Raw genomic sequence first — 15,194 nt, forward strand, 5'->3', positions numbered from 1 at the left:
TGCGGACGCGAGCATCGTGACCGCTCCGATCGACATGCAAGACGGACGGAGACACCTCGCCCATGCTGGACGTGAAATCGCGCTGGACGCCCTATTGGCAAGCCGCGCCGCTCGCCTTCGTCTTCTTCGTCTTCTTCGTCCTGCCGCTCGCCATCACCTTCATGGTGAGCTTCTGGACTTATACCGGCTATTCGATCACGCCGGCCTTCGTCGCCGACAACTATGTCACGGCCTTCGACAAGTGCTTCGCGAGCCTGCCGGACCTCTGCACGACGTTCCGGACTTATCTTTCGACGCTGAAATTCTGCCTGATGGTCTGGCTGATCACCCTCGTGCTCGGCTTCACCATCGCTTACTACCTCGTCTTCGAGATCAAGTCGCCGACGACGCGGATCGTGCTGGCGCTGCTGACGACCATCCCGTTCTGGACCTCGAACGTCATCCGCATGATCTCGTGGATCCCGCTGCTCGGCCGCAACGGCCTGATCAACCAGGCGCTGATGAATGCCGGCATCACGTCGCAACCAGTCGACTGGCTGCTCTATTCGAGCTTCTCGGTGACGCTGTCGCTGGTGCATATCAACACGGTCTTCATGATCGTGCCGATCCTCAATTCAATGTCGCGCATCGACAAGTCGCTGATCGAGGCCGCCTATGACAATGGTGCTGGCGCCTGGCAGACGATCTGGAACGTCATCATACCGCTGTCGAAGACCGGCATCGCCATCGGCTCGATCTTCGTCATCACCGTCGTGATGGGCGACTTCATCTCGATCGGCCTGATGGGCGGCCAGCAGATCGCCTCGGCCGGCAAGGTGATCGAGACGCAGATCACCGCGCTGCAATTCCCGATCGCCGCCGCCAATGCGATCGTGCTGCTGGCGGTCGTGCTGATGATCGTGTGGACGCTGCTGCGCTTCGTCGACATTCGCAAGGAGCTCTGAGCGATGACCGAGTCCCGCTCGCGCACGTTCTACGTCCTCTCGGCGATCTTCGCGCTCTATGTGCTGTTCCTCTACGGCCCGACAATCACAATTCTCGTGCTCTCGTTCCAGGGCCCGAGCGGCGGCATGACCTTCCCGATGAATGGCGTCTCGCTGCACTGGTTCCATAATCTATGGGCCGGCATCGGCGTGCCGAACGTCGTAGACGCCCTGGTGAACTCGCTGAAGCTCGGCATCGTCGTGACCATCATCACCGTGGTGATCTCGATCCTCGCCGGCTATGCGTTCCGCCGCCGTTTCCGCGGTCAGGACACGCTGTTCTTCACGGCGATCGCCAGCTTGATCCTGCCCTCGATCGTCGTGTCGCTCGGCATCGCGCTCGAGTTCCAGCTCTTCAACCAGACGATCACCGGCTTTGGTGACAGCCTCGTCGACAACTATGTCGACATCGAGAACCCGACCGGCTGGACCAATTTCCTCGGCTTCATCGGCACATCGATCCAGGACAATTTCCAGACGTTGATGGGCTTGTTCAGTTCCGGGCTCGGCGCGCATCTCACCTGGACGCTGCCTTTCGGCCTTTTGATCATGTTCGCGGTCTTCAACCGCTTCAATCCAGCCTATGAGGAAGCAGCGCGCGATCTCGGCGCCTCGCCCTGGCAGACCTTCCGCTTCGTCGTCCTGCCGATGATCCTGCCTTCGCTGGTCGGTGTGGCGCTATTCGGCTTCACCCTGTCCTGGGACGAGATCGCCCGTTCCAGCCAGGCGGTCGGCTCGGCCAACACGTTGCCACTGACCCTGCGCGGCCTCACCACGACGGTAACAACGCCAGTGATCTATGCGCTCGGCACGGTAACGACCGCCGTCTCCTTCGCCGTCATCGGTACCGCCATTGCCACGCTGCTGATCGTGCAGGCCCGCCGCCGTCGGCATGGATCGGACGCCGGCCGGGGCGTATAACGCGCTTCATGCGCATTCAGATCATCAATCCGGGCAGCGCGCCCGGCACCACGGCACGGATCGCGGCAGCTGGTCGCGCCTTTGCTTCCCGCGGCACCGAGGTCATCGCCGTTCCGGCCACGGACGCACCGGCCTCGATCGAGGGGCCGGTCGAGGCCGCGCTGGCGCTGGCCGGACTTGTCGAGCAGGTCGCGCGCGGGGAGAGCGACGGGGTTTCCGGCCATATCATCGCCGCCTTCGATGATCCCGGCCTCGATGCGGCCCGCTCGCTCGCCCGGGCGCCGGTGATCGGCATCGGCGAGGCGGCGTTCCATCTTGCAAGTCTCGTCGCCGGCCGCTTCACGGTGATCACGACGCATGCGCGGACCGTGCCGCTTATCGAGCACAACCTCGTCCGCTACGGCTTCAGCGCCCGCTGCGTTCGGGTGCGCGTCGCGGAAATATCGCTGCACTCTCTCGACGACCTTCATTCGGCGGCGCGGGACCGCATCTCTGCCGAAATCGACCGCGCCATTCGCGAGGATCGGTCGGAGGCGATTGTCCTTGGCACTGCGGGTCTCGCAGATCTTGCCCGATCGCTGTCGAGCGAGCATGGCCTTCCGGTCATCGAAGGAGTCTCGGCGGCCGTGCGCCTCGTCGAAAGCCTGGTTTCGCTCGGGCTTGCCACGTCGAAGATCGGCGGATGGGCGCCGCCACGGCGCAAGTCCCTGCCCGCGCGCCTTTCCGGACTCGGCGATTGATCACGAAGCGGAACCGCGGCGAGGCTCGTTCATTGTCCGGGAGGATGGTGCTGCCTTAACCGCGACGGACAAATTGTCCGCGGCGGCACGGCGTCTACACCACAAACGGCCGCTGCCGCGTTATAGTCACGCTGCAGCCGTCACCGGCGACCGGGCGCGCAGCAAGGCGTGACCCATTCAACAGGAGTGCATGATGGCAGAAAAGACCGCGGGTTCCGAGCTCTCCGATCAGATCAAGGCGATCCAGGCGGAGCTGTTGTCCCTGACGGAGACCGTTCGCTCCTATTCCAAGGAACATGCAGCGGCCGGGGCTGATGCGCTGCGCGATGCGGCGAGCCGGGCTGGCGATGCCGCCTATGGCGCCGCCCACGACGCGCATCGACGCGGCGAGCAGCTCGCAGAGGACCTGCAGGGCCGCATTACCGCCAACCCGCTTCCGGCCGTGCTGATCGCCGCCGGCATCGGCCTCGTCATCGGCGCCGTCCTGGGCCGCCGATGAGCGGGGTTTTCGGAGCTCTTGCCAGCGTCGCCACCGCGGTGGCGGCGCAGGCAACCGCGCGGACCCTGAAGAAGGTCGCCTGGACCGCGCTGGCCGCGGTCTTCATTCTGATCGGCATCACCTTCGCGGCAGCCGCCGGCTATGACGCGCTCGTCATCGCTCTCGGCCCTCGCACGGCCAAGCTGATTTCGGCCGGCGTCTTTGTGCTGGTTGGTCTCATCATCTATGTGAGTGCCAATTATGGCGGCCGGACGCGCAGACGCCCGGCTGAAACCGGTGACGCCACCACAGCCGCAGTGGCCTTTGCCATGGGCCTTCTTTCGGGCCTCGGTCGGCGCCGATAGAAAAAGGCCCCGGATTGCTCCGGGGCCGCTTGTCGTCCCGATCTCAAAACGACCGGTCAGGCCGCCATTGAGGCTGTCGAATTGAAGAAGAGCGCCTGGCTGATCGCAGCCTTGACCGTGCGCGGATCAAACGGCTTCGTCAGGAGGAATGTCGGCTCGGGACGCTCGCCCGTCAGCAGGCGCTGCGGGAAGGCGGTGATAAAGATCACCGGCACGCTGAAACCGGCGAGAATGTCCTTAACCGCGTCGATACCGGACGATCCATCCGCAAGCTGAATATCGGCCAGCACCAGCCCGGGCAGCTCCGCACCGGCAGCGGCGACGGCTTCGCTACGGGTCCGCGCAATCGCCGCGACCTCATGGCCGAGCTCCTGGACGATCCCGGCAAGGTCCATCGAGATCATCGGCTCATCCTCGATGATCAGCACGCGTGTGTGCGTCTGGCGCTGGATTTCGCTGAGGGCCTCGGCGATCAGCGGCTGTATCACGCTTTCCTCAACGCCCATCACGGCGGCCGTGTCGGCATCCGAAAAACCTTCCATCGTCGAAAGAAGCAGAGCCTGGCGGCTCTCCGGCGTCATCTCGGAAAGGCGTTGCTGCGCCGTTGCTTCTTGGCGGCTGATACCGTCGATCTCGCCGGTCTCGCCAAACTGCGTGCCGGACCAGATCGCATGAAACAGACGATAAAGTGCAACCTTGGGATGGACGTCGCGTTGGATAGCCGACGGCTCGTTGATTATGGCTTGAAGACAGGCGCGCACATAGGCGTCGCCGCTTCGCTGGCCTCCTGTCAGCGCGCGGGCGTAGCGGCGCAGGAAAGGCAGATGCGGAGCCAGCATCTGCGACAGGCTATCAGGCATGGTTTTTCCCTCGGAAGGACGGTGCGTCGGGATAGCAACGCATATTGTGCTCTTCGGTTCCAGCACGCTGGAACCAAAATTCGGATCGGGCATTGGACAGTGCCGCGAACCGAGAGGAGGCACCGGGTCCGGTCGCGACGCTTTGGAATGACGGGTGAGCCGCAATGGCAACTGCTGGGACAGAAAAAGTGAATAATGACGAAAAGGACGTGAAGGGTGAGCCGCCTCTCCCCGGGCAGGCGCTGTCACCTGGGCGCGACGGCAAGGAAGACTGGATCGGTCGTCAGTTGCGCCGCGTCTTCGATGATGCGCTGAACGAACCGTTGCCGGATGACATCATGTCGCTGCTTGAGCGGATCGATGACAATTCAGGCGAGCGCAGCAAAAGCGGCGAGTGACGTCGCGCGTGACTTGCCTCTTCGCAATCGGCGCGGGGCGTCGAGGAGACATCCATGAAGAATGAACTGGTCGAGGCATTGCCCATGTTGCGTGCCTTCGCGCGATCGCTCTCCGGAAACCGCGATCGTGCTGACGACCTCGTGCAGGAGACCGTCATGCGGGCTCTCGCCAATCGCGACAAATTCCAGGAAGGCACCAATCTGCATGCCTGGCTCGTCACGATCCTCCGCAACCAGTATTATTCCGAAGTCCGCAAGCGCCGCCGCGAAGTTGAGGATGCCGAAGGTACGCATGCCAGTCGTCTTTCCGACATTCCTGCGCAGCCGGGCCATCTCGAACTCGACGACTTCCTGCGTGCCATGCGTCTCCTGCCCGACGAGCAGCGTGAGGCGCTCGTGCTGATCGGGGCCAGCGGTTTTTCCTATGAAGAAGCGGCTGAGATCTGCGGCGTCCGTATCGGAACCGTCAAGAGCCGTGTTTCGCGTGCCCGCGCGCGTCTCGAAGAAATCATGAATGGCGGCGTCGACCTGCCGGGCGGTGATAGCGCTGAAAAATCGGCGCTTGAAATTGCCGACGCCATGCGGCTTCGCGCCTGATCATCCGCCCGTCATCAAAATGACGGAAACCGCAGCGATTTCCCCATTCGGCCGCTGGGACGAAGGGGAAATCTGCAATGGCGACATGTCTGACGCGGCGTGCCTGCCTCACCACGCTTGGTTTCGCAGTGGCGCTGCCGTTTCTCGGCGCTTCGCCTGGTTCCGCTAAGTCCACCTCGGGCGATCTCGATTCTAAGCTGGCCGAGATCGAGGCCTCGCTCGCGGCAAGAGTGGGCGTTGCGATCCTCGACACCGGGAGCAAGCGCCATTGGCTGCACCGGGCCGACGAACGCTTTCCGCTTTGCAGCACATTCAAGGTTCTAGCGGCTGCTGCGATCCTCAGGCAGGTCGATAGCGGAACGGACTCGCTGAGCCGTCGCGTCATCATCAGACAAGGCGATCTCGTCGACTATTCCCCCGTCACCCAGCGCCGCACCGAGGGCAAGGGCATGACGCTCGCCGAGATCTGCGCTGCAGCGCTGACGACGAGCGATAATACGGCCGGCAACATGATGCTGAAGGCGATCGGCGGTCCGGCCGGTTTGACCAGCTTCGCCCGATCGATCGGCGATGACACGACGCGGCTCGATCGATGGGAGACTGCGCTCAACGAGGCTTCGCCCGGCGACGCGCGCGATACGACGACGCCCGTCGCAATGGCTCGATCACTTCAGGCGATCTTGCTCGGTCCGGTCCTGTCGGCACGTTCGAAAAAGCAACTGGCGACGTGGATGGTCGCCAATCGAACCGGCGATGCCAAGCTGCGCGCGGGCCTGCCTGCACGCTGGCTCATCGGCGACAAGACGGGCGGCGGCAATCACGGCACGATGAACGACATCGCGATCATCGTTCCGCCGGCACGCGAGCCGGTGTTTGTGGCCGTCTATATCACGGAGACCGCGGCGAGCTTCGACGCTCGCAACGCCGCCATCGCTTCGATCGGCCGCGCGATCGCCGCGACGCTTCTTGATTGAACAAAAAAGCCCGCCGCGTTCCCGCGGCGGGCTTTTATTCAAGGTGATCGACTAGATCAGGCCCGACGCATCATATGCATCACGGCCGAAATCAGGAACAGCACGATCGCCACGACGAAAATGATCTTCGCGATGCCGATGGCCGTACCGGCGATACCGCCGAAACCGAGAACAGCCGCGACAAGCGCCACGATCAGAAAAAGAATAGCCCAGTTCAGCATCACGAAGCTCCGTCTCTTCAGCGGTCTCAGCACCGCTCGCCCAATTAATGCGGTCGAGAGCAAAGAGTTCCGGACGTCAGATCAGTCGCCACTTTCCCGGCCGGTGATCTCGATGCCGAAGCCCTGCAGGCCGACATATTGCCGCTCCTGCGAGGAGATGAGGCGGATCGACCGGACGCGGAGCGCCCGCAAGATCTGTGCGCCAACACCGATTTCGCGCCAGCGCTCCTTGCGCTGCCGGGCAGAGAGATGCCGCTCTTCGCCGTCACCCGGCAGCGAGCCGTCCGGACGGGCGACCGCCGGATCGCGGATCATCAGGAACACGCCGCGATCCGCCGTCCCGACCTTGCGCAGCGTCGTTTCCAGCCAACCCTTCGAATCCGGTCCGCGCGAGACGAGATCCGTGATCGGATTGGCGCGGTGGATGCGCACCAGCACGTCGGGCTGCTCGGCGATGTCGCCGAAGACGATGGCGAGATGCTGGATCGGATCGAAGGGCGTCTCGTAGACATAGGCCATTGCCGTGCGGCCGCCGACCGGAACCTGGAAGCTGTCGACTTCCTTGACGAAGCTCTCCGTGCGGGCGCGATAGGCGATGAGATCCTCGATCGAGACGATCTTCAGGCCATGCTCTCGCGCGAATTCGAGCAGCTGTGGCAACCGCTTGACCGTGCCGTCGTCATTGACCACCTCAGCGAGCACACCGGCGGGCTCCAGTCCTGCCAGACGCGCGAGATCGATGGCCGCCTCGGTATGGCCGGAGCGGATCAGCACGCCACCCTCGCGTGCGATCAAGGGAAAAATGTGACCGGGGCGGAGGAAGTCGCCCGCGGTGCAGTTGTCGTTCGCAAGCGCCTGGATCGTGTTGGCACGCTCCTCGCTCGAAATGCCCGTTGTCAGGCCGACGCGGTAGTCGACCGTGACAGTGAAGGCGGTTCGCATCGGGTCGCGATTGTTCGCAACCATCGGCGGGAGGTGCAGGTGCTCGGCACGTTCCGGCGTCAGCGGCACGCAGATGATGCCGCTGGTGTGCCGGATCATGAAGGCGACATTCTCGGGCGTCGCCTTGGAGGCCGCCATGATGAGGTCGCCCTCATTCTCGCGATCGGTATCGTCGACGACGACCACCAGCTCGCCGGCGGCGATGGCCGCAATGGCGTCCTCAATCTTGTTCAGCGACATGACACGGTTCCATCCGACAAAGCGATCCGAGCGCCGTCTTAGCAGCGAACCGCCGCGCCGCGCCAGCTTCGGCGCCGCGTCATCCGGTTGAAACCCTGTTCAATGGCGCGCGTCAGTGATCGAGATCGTAGACAAAGATCCCGTCAATGCCGCCCTCGGCCGCCGCCACGATCATGGCGCCGACCTTCGCGTGCTCCGGATCGGCGAGATACTGGTCACGCGCCTTGGCGTCGCGGAACGTGACGATGAATCCCTCCGAGAACCCCTTGTCGAGGCCTTCGGGGCTCGAATTGGCGGCGATCACAATGCCGGTCAACCCGGGGATGCGCGGCCGAAGGCCATGCAGCGCCTTGTAGATATCGTCGCGCGTGGCGTCGTTGGCATCGGCTCGATATCGGATGAAGACGCAATGGGTGATCATGCTGGTTTCCTGCCCTTTTCTTCAAGCGACTCGCGGCCGCGCTTCTTCAACGGGCGCGATTGTAGCCCTCGGCAGAGGCTTGGCGCCACGGATAAGGTCAGCCGCCTTTTCACCGATCATGATCGTCGGCGCGTTTGTGTTCGACGAATTTACCTGCGGCATGATCGAGCTGTCGGCGACGCGCAGCCCCTCGATGCCGCGCACGCGCAGCTCGGGATCGACGACCGCGTCGGCATCAACGCCCATCTTGCAGGTGCCGGCGGGATGATGATCCGTCTTCGCATGGCGGCAACCATAGTCGAAAAGGTCATGGTCGCTGACGACGCCATCGCCCGGCAGCCTCTCGGCGAGAATGAAGGGTTTCAGCGCCTTCTGGCTGAAGATCTCGCGGGCAAGCCGCAAGCCGCGCAGCGACATTTCGACGTCGTGCGGATCGGCCCAGTAGTTCGGATCGATCAGCGGCACTGCGGCCGGATCGGCCGAGGCAAGCCGAACCGTTCCGCGCGAGCGGGGACGCAGGAAGGCCGAATTCAGCGTCACGCCGGCATTCTTAAGCTTGGCGACCCCTGCCTCGATGCCCGAGCCGAGGCCGAGATGAAACTGGATGTCCGGCGAGCGCGCCTCGGGATCGGCATACCAGAAGCCACCCGTCTCGAAGAGCGAGGAGGCGACGGGACCCTTTTTGAACATCAGATATTCAAGGCCGGCAAAGGCCGAGCGATACCATTTCGCATAGGAATCATAGGTGTGGTCGCCGGTGCATTCGGCGATGACGAAGAGATCGAGATGGTCCTGCAGGTTGCCGCCGACGCCGGCAAGATCATGGACCACCGGCACGCCGACGGACTGGAGATGATCGGCCGGGCCGATGCCGGAGAGCATCAGCAGGCGCGGCGATCCGATGGCGCCGCTCGAAATGATCACTTCGCGATCGGCGCGGTGGATGTGCGTCCCGCCATTGCCGGCCGCGACCTCGACACCGACCGCCCTACCCTGTTCCACCACGACCCGCAGCACCTGGACGCCGGTCTCGACGCTGAGATTGGGCCGTGTCGCCGCGGGCTTCAGATAGCCAGTCGCGGCTGAAGAGCGGCGGGCGTTCTTCTGCGACAGTTGATAGAAGCCGATGCCGGCCTGCCGGGCGCCATTGAAATCATGATTGTAGGGAATGCCCGCCTCCTGCGCCGCCCGCATGAAAGCATCGCAGATCGGCAAAGGCGCCACCGGCATCGAGACGCCGATCGGGCCACCATAGGCGTGAAATTCATCGCTGAAGCGCTGGTTGTCCTCGGCCCGGCGGAAATAGGGCAGCACATCCTCATAGGACCAGCCGCGGCAGCCAGCCTGCGCCCACTCGTCATAGTCAAGCCGATTGCCGCGGGTGTAGAGCTGGGCGTTGATGGTCGAGCCGCCGCCGATGACCTTGGCCTGTGTATAGCGCAGCACGCGGTCCTGCATGTGCTTTTGCGGCACCGTCGACCAGCCCCACGAGCCGATGCCCTTGGTCATTTTCGCGAAGCCGGCCGGCCAGTGGTAGAGCAGATTATTGTCCCGGCCGCCCGCTTCGAGCAGGAGCACCTTGACGGCGGCATCCTCCGAAAGCCGGGCCGCGATCGCGCAGCCGGCCGGACCGCCGCCGACAATGATGTAATCCGCCATCGCTTCCTCCAGCCGTTCCATCGGCTTCCGAGCACTTTGGAACGTTCCAAACAATATGCCGCGACATGTAGGATCGCGGGTTGAACTACAGTCTCGGTATTGCGAGGCCGCCATCGAGATTGACGACCGTTCCAGTCGCAAAGCCGAAGGCGCCGCTCGCCAGAGCCACCGCGGCGCGCCCGATATCGGCGCCCTCGCCCCAGCGTCCGGCCGGTACGAGGCCGTCCGCGATCAGTCGGTCGTATTTTTCGCTGACCTTGACCGTCATATCGGTACGAATGATACCCGGTCGAAGTTCGAAGACGCCGATATCGGTGTCGGCGAGGCGGAGCGCGAGGTTTTGGACGAACATCGCGAGACCGGCCTTCGAAACGCAGTAGTCCGTCCGTTCCGGCGAGGCGAGCGCCGCCGAAACCGACGATACCGTCAGGATCGCGCGGGGATGCAGACCCCGACGCGCCAGCATCCGCTTCACGGCAGCCTGCGTGAAGAACAGCGTGCCACGCAGATTGACCGCGAGGACGGTGTCAAAATTCTCCGGCAGCAGTTCGAGGAGATCACCCCGGACCACGGCGCCGATGCCGGCATTGTTGACCAGAATGTCGACTGGGCCGAGGGCCGCCTCGATCTCCGCGAGCGCTGTTTCATGCGCCGAAAGATCAGCAAGATCGAAGGCCACGAAGTGAGCACGCGCGCCCAGTGCCTCGATGCGGGCGATCGCTGCGTCCGCCGCATCGTCGCGGACGATGTCGGTCAGCGCCACATCATGGCCGGCGGCTGCGAAGGCTTCGGCGATTGCGAGGCCGATGCCGCGCCGGCCGCCGGTGACGAGCGTCACGGGACGTTTTCCGGCCTCGGCTGTCATGCGTCGAACCCGGTCGCGATCATGTGGTCAGCGGTGCGGAGCGCCTGCGCCGCGATCGTCAGCGCCGGATTGACGGCGGCCGAGGTCGGCAGGAAGCCGGCGTCGACAACAAAGAGATTGCGGTGGTCATGGGCGCGGCAATGGATATCGAGCGCCGATGTCGCCGGATCGGTACCGAAACGGACCGTGCCGCACTGATGCGAGGGCGTGCGCCCATCGAAGTGATGCGTGAGCACCAGCGGGAAGCCGGCGGCATGAAAACGCTCTTTCATGACGCGGACGAGCTTCCAATGCGCCTCCATGTTGGATCGCTTCCACTGCATGATGACCCGCTCGCCATCGACGCGGATGCGGCTGTCGCGATCCGGCAGATCTTCGTTCATGGCGAGAAAATCGACGCTGTGGCGAGACAAGAGGCTCAGCGTCCATTCCGGCGCGAAACGGACATTGGCCTTGAGGATCGCACCGGAGACACGGCCGAGAAGCTGCATGTTGCCGAGCGGCTTGCCGCCCCTGCCGTCCGACAAATAGAAGTCGTTGAAGCCGAACGTCTTCTGGTGGATGGCATCATTGGTGAAACGCGGATCGACGGCGATCATCGCCGTCATGTTGTGGCTCATGAAATAGCGCCCGACCACATCCGAGCCGTTGGCGAGCCCGTTTGGAAAGGCTTCGCTTTTCGAGGCGAGCAGCATGGCCGCCGATTTCACCGCGCCGGTCGAGAGCACGACGATCTTCGGCGACAGCGTCTTCGTTTCACCGTCCTGCACATAGACGACAGTGGTGATGCGGCCGTCAGGTCCGGCGACAAGCCGCGTGACCTCAGCGCCAGTCTCGATCGTGATGTTGGGATCGGCGAGGGCCGTCGCGAGGCCGCAGGTCTCGGCGTCCATCTTGCCGGTGCGGGCATCCGGGAACGCATCCCAGGGTGTCCGCGCCTTCTTCAGCCATTGATCGATGTCGACGCCGAGCGGCAGCGAAGCCGGATGCAGGCCGGCAGCCGCGAGCCGCCGCCGCACCGCCGCCAGCGCCGGTTCATCCGGGATGGCGCCGAAAGCATAGGGTTGCGAGTGATACGGCTCGGTGTCGTCGTCGCCGAGCTCGCCGCGCACGCGGTAGAGCTGTTCGGCGCGGCTGTAATAGGGCTCCATTTCGGCATAGGAGATCGGCCAGGCCGGCGACACGCCGCCATCATGCTCCATGGCTTCGAAATCCTCGGCGCGGTAGCGGATCAGCACCGCGCCATAAAATTTCGAATTGCCGCCGACGTAGTAATAATTGCCTGGATTGAACGGGGCGTCGTTGGCCTCGGCGTCGTACCACTGCTCCTTGGGCCGAAAATAGCCGCGCTGAAAAATGGCGCGTGCGTCGCGGTTCTCGGGCCGATCGGCGAGCTGACGCCCCTTTTCCAGGATGAGGACGCGCGCACCCGAGCCGGCGAGACCGGCGGCCAGCGTCGCGCCGCCCATGCCCGAGCCGATGATGACGATGTCGGGGGTCATGACGATCATGCCACCCGAAGTTCGGTCTTGGGATCGAAGAACACGGCCTTGTCCATGTTGAAGGTGAAGGGCGCGCGCTGACCGCCCCTGACAGAAGCGTCCGAGCGCATGCGCGCGATGACATGCTTGCCGCCGAGATGGGTGACGACGAACGTGTCGGAGCCAGCCGGCTCGACCACCTCGACGTGGCAATCGGCATCGACGAGCGTCTTGGCGTTGCGATCGGCACCATCGTGGTCGGTGATCGCCTCGGGACGGATGCCGAGCAGCACATCCTGGCCGAGAACCGTGCCGAGCTTTTCAGACGCGGCGCCGGGATCGAGAATGAGATCCTCTTCATTCGCCCGGCTCAGCGCGACGACCGTCCTGCCATTCTCTGCGCGGATATTGGCCGGCACGAGGTTCATCGATGGCGAACCCATGAAGTCGGCGACGAACATGTTGACCGGGTTGTTGTAGACCTCGGCCGGGCTTCCGAACTGCTGCAGCACGCCATCCTTCAACACGGCGATCTGGGTCGCCAGCGTCATGGCCTCGATCTGGTCATGCGTCACATAGACGATCGTGGTGCCCATGCGCTGGTGCAGCCGCTTGATCTCGGTGCGCATGTCGACCCGGAGCTTGGCGTCGAGATTGCTGAGCGGCTCGTCGAACAGGAACACCTGCGGATCGCGCACCAGCGCGCGTCCCATGGCGACGCGCTGGCGCTGGCCGCCCGAAAGCTGGCTCGGCTTGCGGTTCAGGAGATGACCCATCTGCAGCATGTCCGCGACCTTGGCCACCGCCGCGACTCGTTCCGCCTTCGGAACGCCGCGCATTTCGAGCCCGAAGGCGATGTTCTCGGCGACCGTCATATTCGGGTAGAGCGCATAGGACTGGAACACCATCGCAATGTCGCGCTGCGAGGGATGCAGTTCGTTGACGCGGCGGCCGTTGATGCGCACCTCGCCCTCGGAGATCGTGTCGAGCCCGGCGATCATCGAGAGCAGCGTGGACTTGCCGCAGCCTGATGGCCCGACCAGCACGAGGAAGCCACCCTCTTCCACCTCGAGCGTTATGCCCTTCAGAACCTCGGTGGCGCCGAAGCGCTTGACGAGACGGTCGATTTCCAGAAACGCCATGGTTCTATCCCTTGACGGCGCCCGCCATGAGACCGCGCACGAAATAGCGGCCGGCGAGGACGTAGACGAGGAGCGTCGGCATCGCGGCGATCATCGCGGCGGCCATGTTGACATTGTATTCGACGACGCCGGTCGACGTGTTGACGACATTGTTGAGCGCCACCGTCATCGGCATCACGTCGCCCGAGCCGGCATAGGCCGAGGCGAACAGGAAGTCGTTCCAGATATTGGTGAACTGGTAGATCACCGTCACCACGATGATCGGCAGTGAATTCGGCAGCAGCACGCGGCGAAAAATCTGAAAGAAGCTGGCGCCGTCGACCATGGCGGCCTTCACCAGTTCGGTGGGGAACGCCTCGTAATAGTTGCGGAAGAACAGCGTCGTGAAGCCGAGACCATAGACGACATGCACGAAGACGAGGTTCACCGTCGGGTTGCCGAACCCGAACGCGAACCCGGTCGCGTTGGTGAGCGCCTTGCCGATCTGGCCGAACTCACCCAGCACAGTGGCCATCGGCAACAGCACGGCCTGGAACGGAATGAAGCAGGCGAACAGCATCAGTCCGAAGACGAGCTTGTGACCTTTGAAGCGCCACTTGGTAAGCACATAGCCGTTGAGGGCGCCGAGAATGGTCGAGATCGCGACGGCCGGCACGACCATCTTGATCGAATTCCAGAAATAGCCGTGGATGCCCTCGCAGGTCAGCCCGACACAGGCCTCGCCCCAGGCCCTGATCCAGGGATCGATCGTCGGCGCCTTCGGCAGCGCCAGCATGTTGCCTTGCTGGATCTCCGGCATCGTCTTCAGCGATGTCACCAGCATCACGAAGAACGGGATTAGGTAGATCAGCGCGAAGAAGATCAGCAACCCGTAGATGACGATGCGCGGGACGATGGACGACCCCGGCGTCCGGCGCGACGCGGCGAGAGCGGCGCTCATCGGGCCTTCTCCCTGAGCTCGGAATAGAGATAGGGGACGATGATCGCCGAGATGGTAGCGAGCATGATCACGGCGCTGGCCGAACCGACAGCCATCTCGTTGCGCTTGAAGGTGTACTCATACATGAAGTTGGACGGCAGCCAGGCCGAGCCACCCGGCCCGCCCGAGGTCAACGCGACCACGAGGTCGTAGGACTTGATCGCCATATGCGCGAGCACGATCAGCGCCGAGAGGAAGACCGGCCGGAGCAGCGGAATGATGATCCTGCGATAAAGCTGGAAGGTCGAGGCGCCATCGATCTGCGAGGCCTTGACGATCTCACTGTCGATGCCGCGGAGGCCCGCGAGGAACATCGCCATCACGAAGCCGGAGGCCTGCCAGACGCCGGCGATGACGACGGTATAGATCACGAAATCCTTGTTCTTGATCCAGTCGAAATGGAACGAGGTCCAGCCCCATTGATGCAGCGTCTGCTCAAGACCGAGGCCGGGATCGAGGAACCACTTCCACGCGACGCCGGTCACGATGAAGGACAGCGCCATCGGATAGAGATAGATCGGTCGCAGCAGGCCCTCTCCGCGGATCTTCTGGTCGAGCAGGATCGCGATCAGCAGGCCGAGGCCGAGGCAGATGGCGATATAGAGCACGCCGAAAATGCCCATATTGGTGATCGAGGTATACCAGGACGACGGCGGATCGCTCTCGAACGTCCAACGCCACAGCCGCTGATAGGCGCGGGCGTCAGTGAGGACATATTTCGGAAACGCCTTCGAGTTGGTGAAGGAGAGATAGATCGTCCAGAGGATGAAGCCGTAGACGAAGATGAGCGTGATCGCGAAGCTTGGCGCCAGCACCAGCTTCGGCAGCGCATCCTGCATCCGCGCGCGCATCGACCTGGACGGCTGAATGCCGGCTGCCGACGGCCTATCGGGGTGGGTTGCAGTTGTCAGCGCCATGGGCGGACTCC

General features: G+C 63.5%; 18 protein-coding genes. 8 read left to right on the forward strand and 10 right to left on the reverse strand.

Features of this window, described 5'->3' with window-relative positions:
• Positions 1-62 precede the first annotated feature (62 nt).
• From BUB39_RS21405 to BUB39_RS21425, 5 genes are all read left to right on the forward strand, one after another.
• Entirely contained in the window at positions 63-944 is an 882-nt protein-coding gene (locus tag BUB39_RS21405) for an ABC transporter permease (RefSeq protein WP_073057859.1), read from the forward strand.
• Positions 945-947: 3 nt separating this feature from the next.
• Positions 948-1,904 carry an ABC transporter permease gene (locus BUB39_RS21410; protein WP_073057861.1) on the forward strand — a complete coding sequence of 319 codons (957 nt, stop codon included), beginning with the start codon at positions 948-950 and terminating at the stop codon, positions 1,902-1,904.
• 8 nt (positions 1,905-1,912) lie between these two features.
• Positions 1,913-2,644, forward strand: coding sequence for an aspartate/glutamate racemase family protein (locus BUB39_RS21415; RefSeq protein ID WP_073057863.1), 732 nt, complete (start codon positions 1,913-1,915; stop codon positions 2,642-2,644).
• 193 nt (positions 2,645-2,837) lie between these two features.
• Positions 2,838-3,143: an ElaB/YgaM/YqjD family protein gene (locus BUB39_RS21420; RefSeq protein ID WP_073057865.1), complete on the forward strand. Its 306-nt coding sequence runs from the start codon at positions 2,838-2,840 to the stop codon at positions 3,141-3,143.
• On the forward strand, positions 3,140-3,487 hold the full coding sequence (locus BUB39_RS21425; RefSeq protein WP_073057867.1) for a hypothetical protein: 348 nt from the start codon (positions 3,140-3,142) through the stop codon (positions 3,485-3,487). Before BUB39_RS21420 ends, BUB39_RS21425 begins: the two co-directional genes overlap by 4 nt.
• Positions 3,488-3,543: 56 nt before the next feature.
• Here the strand turns inward: BUB39_RS21425 and BUB39_RS21430 are convergent, their stop codons facing one another.
• Positions 3,544-4,596 carry a response regulator gene (locus BUB39_RS21430; RefSeq protein ID WP_342169566.1) on the reverse strand — a complete coding sequence of 351 codons (1,053 nt, stop codon included), beginning with the start codon at positions 4,594-4,596 and terminating at the stop codon, positions 3,544-3,546.
• Here BUB39_RS21430 and BUB39_RS25900 point away from each other — a divergent pair.
• The 3 genes from BUB39_RS25900 to bla all read left to right on the forward strand — a co-directional run bounded on the left by BUB39_RS25900 (position 4,512) and on the right by bla (position 6,316).
• On the forward strand, positions 4,512-4,745 hold the full coding sequence (locus BUB39_RS25900) for a NepR family anti-sigma factor (RefSeq protein WP_175561923.1): 234 nt from the start codon (positions 4,512-4,514) through the stop codon (positions 4,743-4,745). The genes BUB39_RS21430 and BUB39_RS25900 overlap by 85 nt on opposite strands.
• A gap of 54 nt (positions 4,746-4,799) precedes the next feature.
• Complete coding sequence (locus BUB39_RS21440) at positions 4,800-5,342, forward strand: sigma-70 family RNA polymerase sigma factor (RefSeq protein ID WP_073057872.1); 543 nt, start codon at positions 4,800-4,802, stop codon at positions 5,340-5,342.
• Positions 5,343-5,419: 77 nt separating this feature from the next.
• Positions 5,420-6,316 carry a class A beta-lactamase gene (bla, locus tag BUB39_RS21445; RefSeq protein ID WP_073057874.1) on the forward strand — a complete coding sequence of 299 codons (897 nt, stop codon included), beginning with the start codon at positions 5,420-5,422 and terminating at the stop codon, positions 6,314-6,316.
• A gap of 56 nt (positions 6,317-6,372) precedes the next feature.
• On the opposite strand, the gene BUB39_RS21450 is transcribed toward bla, so the two are convergent.
• The 9 genes from BUB39_RS21450 to BUB39_RS21490 all read right to left on the reverse strand — a co-directional run bounded on the left by BUB39_RS21450 (position 6,373) and on the right by BUB39_RS21490 (position 15,117).
• Complete coding sequence (locus BUB39_RS21450; protein WP_073057876.1) at positions 6,373-6,537, reverse strand: DUF1328 domain-containing protein; 165 nt, start codon at positions 6,535-6,537, stop codon at positions 6,373-6,375.
• 81 nt (positions 6,538-6,618) lie between these two features.
• Entirely contained in the window at positions 6,619-7,719 is a 1,101-nt protein-coding gene (gene ribB, locus BUB39_RS21455) for a 3,4-dihydroxy-2-butanone-4-phosphate synthase (protein ID WP_073057877.1), read from the reverse strand.
• 112 nt (positions 7,720-7,831) lie between these two features.
• Positions 7,832-8,140 carry a Dabb family protein gene (locus BUB39_RS21460; protein ID WP_073057879.1) on the reverse strand — a complete coding sequence of 103 codons (309 nt, stop codon included), beginning with the start codon at positions 8,138-8,140 and terminating at the stop codon, positions 7,832-7,834.
• Between the two features lie 21 nt (positions 8,141-8,161).
• The gene (locus BUB39_RS21465) at positions 8,162-9,799 is read right to left on the reverse strand and encodes a GMC family oxidoreductase (protein WP_073057933.1); all 1,638 of its coding nucleotides are present in this window, start codon (positions 9,797-9,799) and stop codon (positions 8,162-8,164) included.
• 85 nt (positions 9,800-9,884) lie between these two features.
• Positions 9,885-10,664: a 3-ketoacyl-ACP reductase gene (locus BUB39_RS21470; RefSeq protein WP_073057881.1), complete on the reverse strand. Its 780-nt coding sequence runs from the start codon at positions 10,662-10,664 to the stop codon at positions 9,885-9,887.
• A complete protein-coding gene (locus BUB39_RS21475) occupies positions 10,661-12,175 on the reverse strand; it encodes an FAD-dependent oxidoreductase (RefSeq protein WP_175561924.1) in 1,515 nt (504 codons plus the stop codon). The genes BUB39_RS21470 and BUB39_RS21475 overlap by 4 nt, the downstream gene beginning before the upstream one ends.
• A complete protein-coding gene (locus BUB39_RS21480) occupies positions 12,172-13,287 on the reverse strand; it encodes an ABC transporter ATP-binding protein (protein WP_073057883.1) in 1,116 nt (371 codons plus the stop codon). Before BUB39_RS21480 ends, BUB39_RS21475 begins: the two co-directional genes overlap by 4 nt.
• 4 nt (positions 13,288-13,291) lie before the next feature.
• A complete protein-coding gene (locus tag BUB39_RS21485) occupies positions 13,292-14,227 on the reverse strand; it encodes a carbohydrate ABC transporter permease (protein WP_073057885.1) in 936 nt (311 codons plus the stop codon).
• Positions 14,224-15,117 (reverse strand): carbohydrate ABC transporter permease, encoded by an 894-nt coding sequence (locus BUB39_RS21490; protein WP_084527825.1) that lies wholly within the window; start codon positions 15,115-15,117, stop codon positions 14,224-14,226. Before BUB39_RS21490 ends, BUB39_RS21485 begins: the two co-directional genes overlap by 4 nt.
• Between the last annotated feature and the right edge of the window lie 77 nt (positions 15,118-15,194).

Source organism: Kaistia soli DSM 19436 (assembly GCF_900129325.1).
Taxonomy (GTDB): domain Bacteria; phylum Pseudomonadota; class Alphaproteobacteria; order Rhizobiales; family Kaistiaceae; genus Kaistia; species Kaistia soli.

Bases quoted from the DNA above. Each gene is read 5' to 3' on its own strand.
- BUB39_RS21405 (WP_073057859.1), top strand. From the start codon at position 63: ATGCTGGACGTGAAATCGCGCTGGACGCCCTATTGGCAAGCCGCGCCG.
- BUB39_RS21410 (WP_073057861.1), top strand. From the start codon at position 948: ATGACCGAGTCCCGCTCGCGCACGTTCTACGTCCTCTCGGCGATCTTC.
- BUB39_RS21415 (WP_073057863.1), top strand. From the start codon at position 1,913: ATGCGCATTCAGATCATCAATCCGGGCAGCGCGCCCGGCACCACGGCA.
- BUB39_RS21420 (WP_073057865.1), top strand. From the start codon at position 2,838: ATGGCAGAAAAGACCGCGGGTTCCGAGCTCTCCGATCAGATCAAGGCG.
- BUB39_RS21425 (WP_073057867.1), top strand. From the start codon at position 3,140: ATGAGCGGGGTTTTCGGAGCTCTTGCCAGCGTCGCCACCGCGGTGGCG.
- BUB39_RS25900 (WP_175561923.1), top strand. From the start codon at position 4,512: ATGGCAACTGCTGGGACAGAAAAAGTGAATAATGACGAAAAGGACGTG.
- BUB39_RS21440 (WP_073057872.1), top strand. From the start codon at position 4,800: ATGAAGAATGAACTGGTCGAGGCATTGCCCATGTTGCGTGCCTTCGCG.
- bla (WP_073057874.1), top strand. From the start codon at position 5,420: ATGGCGACATGTCTGACGCGGCGTGCCTGCCTCACCACGCTTGGTTTC.
- BUB39_RS21450 (WP_073057876.1), bottom strand. From the start codon at position 6,537: ATGCTGAACTGGGCTATTCTTTTTCTGATCGTGGCGCTTGTCGCGGCT.
- ribB (WP_073057877.1), bottom strand. From the start codon at position 7,719: ATGTCGCTGAACAAGATTGAGGACGCCATTGCGGCCATCGCCGCCGGC.
- BUB39_RS21460 (WP_073057879.1), bottom strand. From the start codon at position 8,140: ATGATCACCCATTGCGTCTTCATCCGATATCGAGCCGATGCCAACGAC.
- BUB39_RS21465 (WP_073057933.1), bottom strand. From the start codon at position 9,799: ATGGCGGATTACATCATTGTCGGCGGCGGTCCGGCCGGCTGCGCGATC.
- BUB39_RS21470 (WP_073057881.1), bottom strand. From the start codon at position 10,664: ATGACAGCCGAGGCCGGAAAACGTCCCGTGACGCTCGTCACCGGCGGC.
- BUB39_RS21475 (WP_175561924.1), bottom strand. From the start codon at position 12,175: ATGATCGTCATGACCCCCGACATCGTCATCATCGGCTCGGGCATGGGC.
- BUB39_RS21480 (WP_073057883.1), bottom strand. From the start codon at position 13,287: ATGGCGTTTCTGGAAATCGACCGTCTCGTCAAGCGCTTCGGCGCCACC.
- BUB39_RS21485 (WP_073057885.1), bottom strand. From the start codon at position 14,227: ATGAGCGCCGCTCTCGCCGCGTCGCGCCGGACGCCGGGGTCGTCCATC.
- BUB39_RS21490 (WP_084527825.1), bottom strand. From the start codon at position 15,117: ATGCGCGCGCGGATGCAGGATGCGCTGCCGAAGCTGGTGCTGGCGCCA.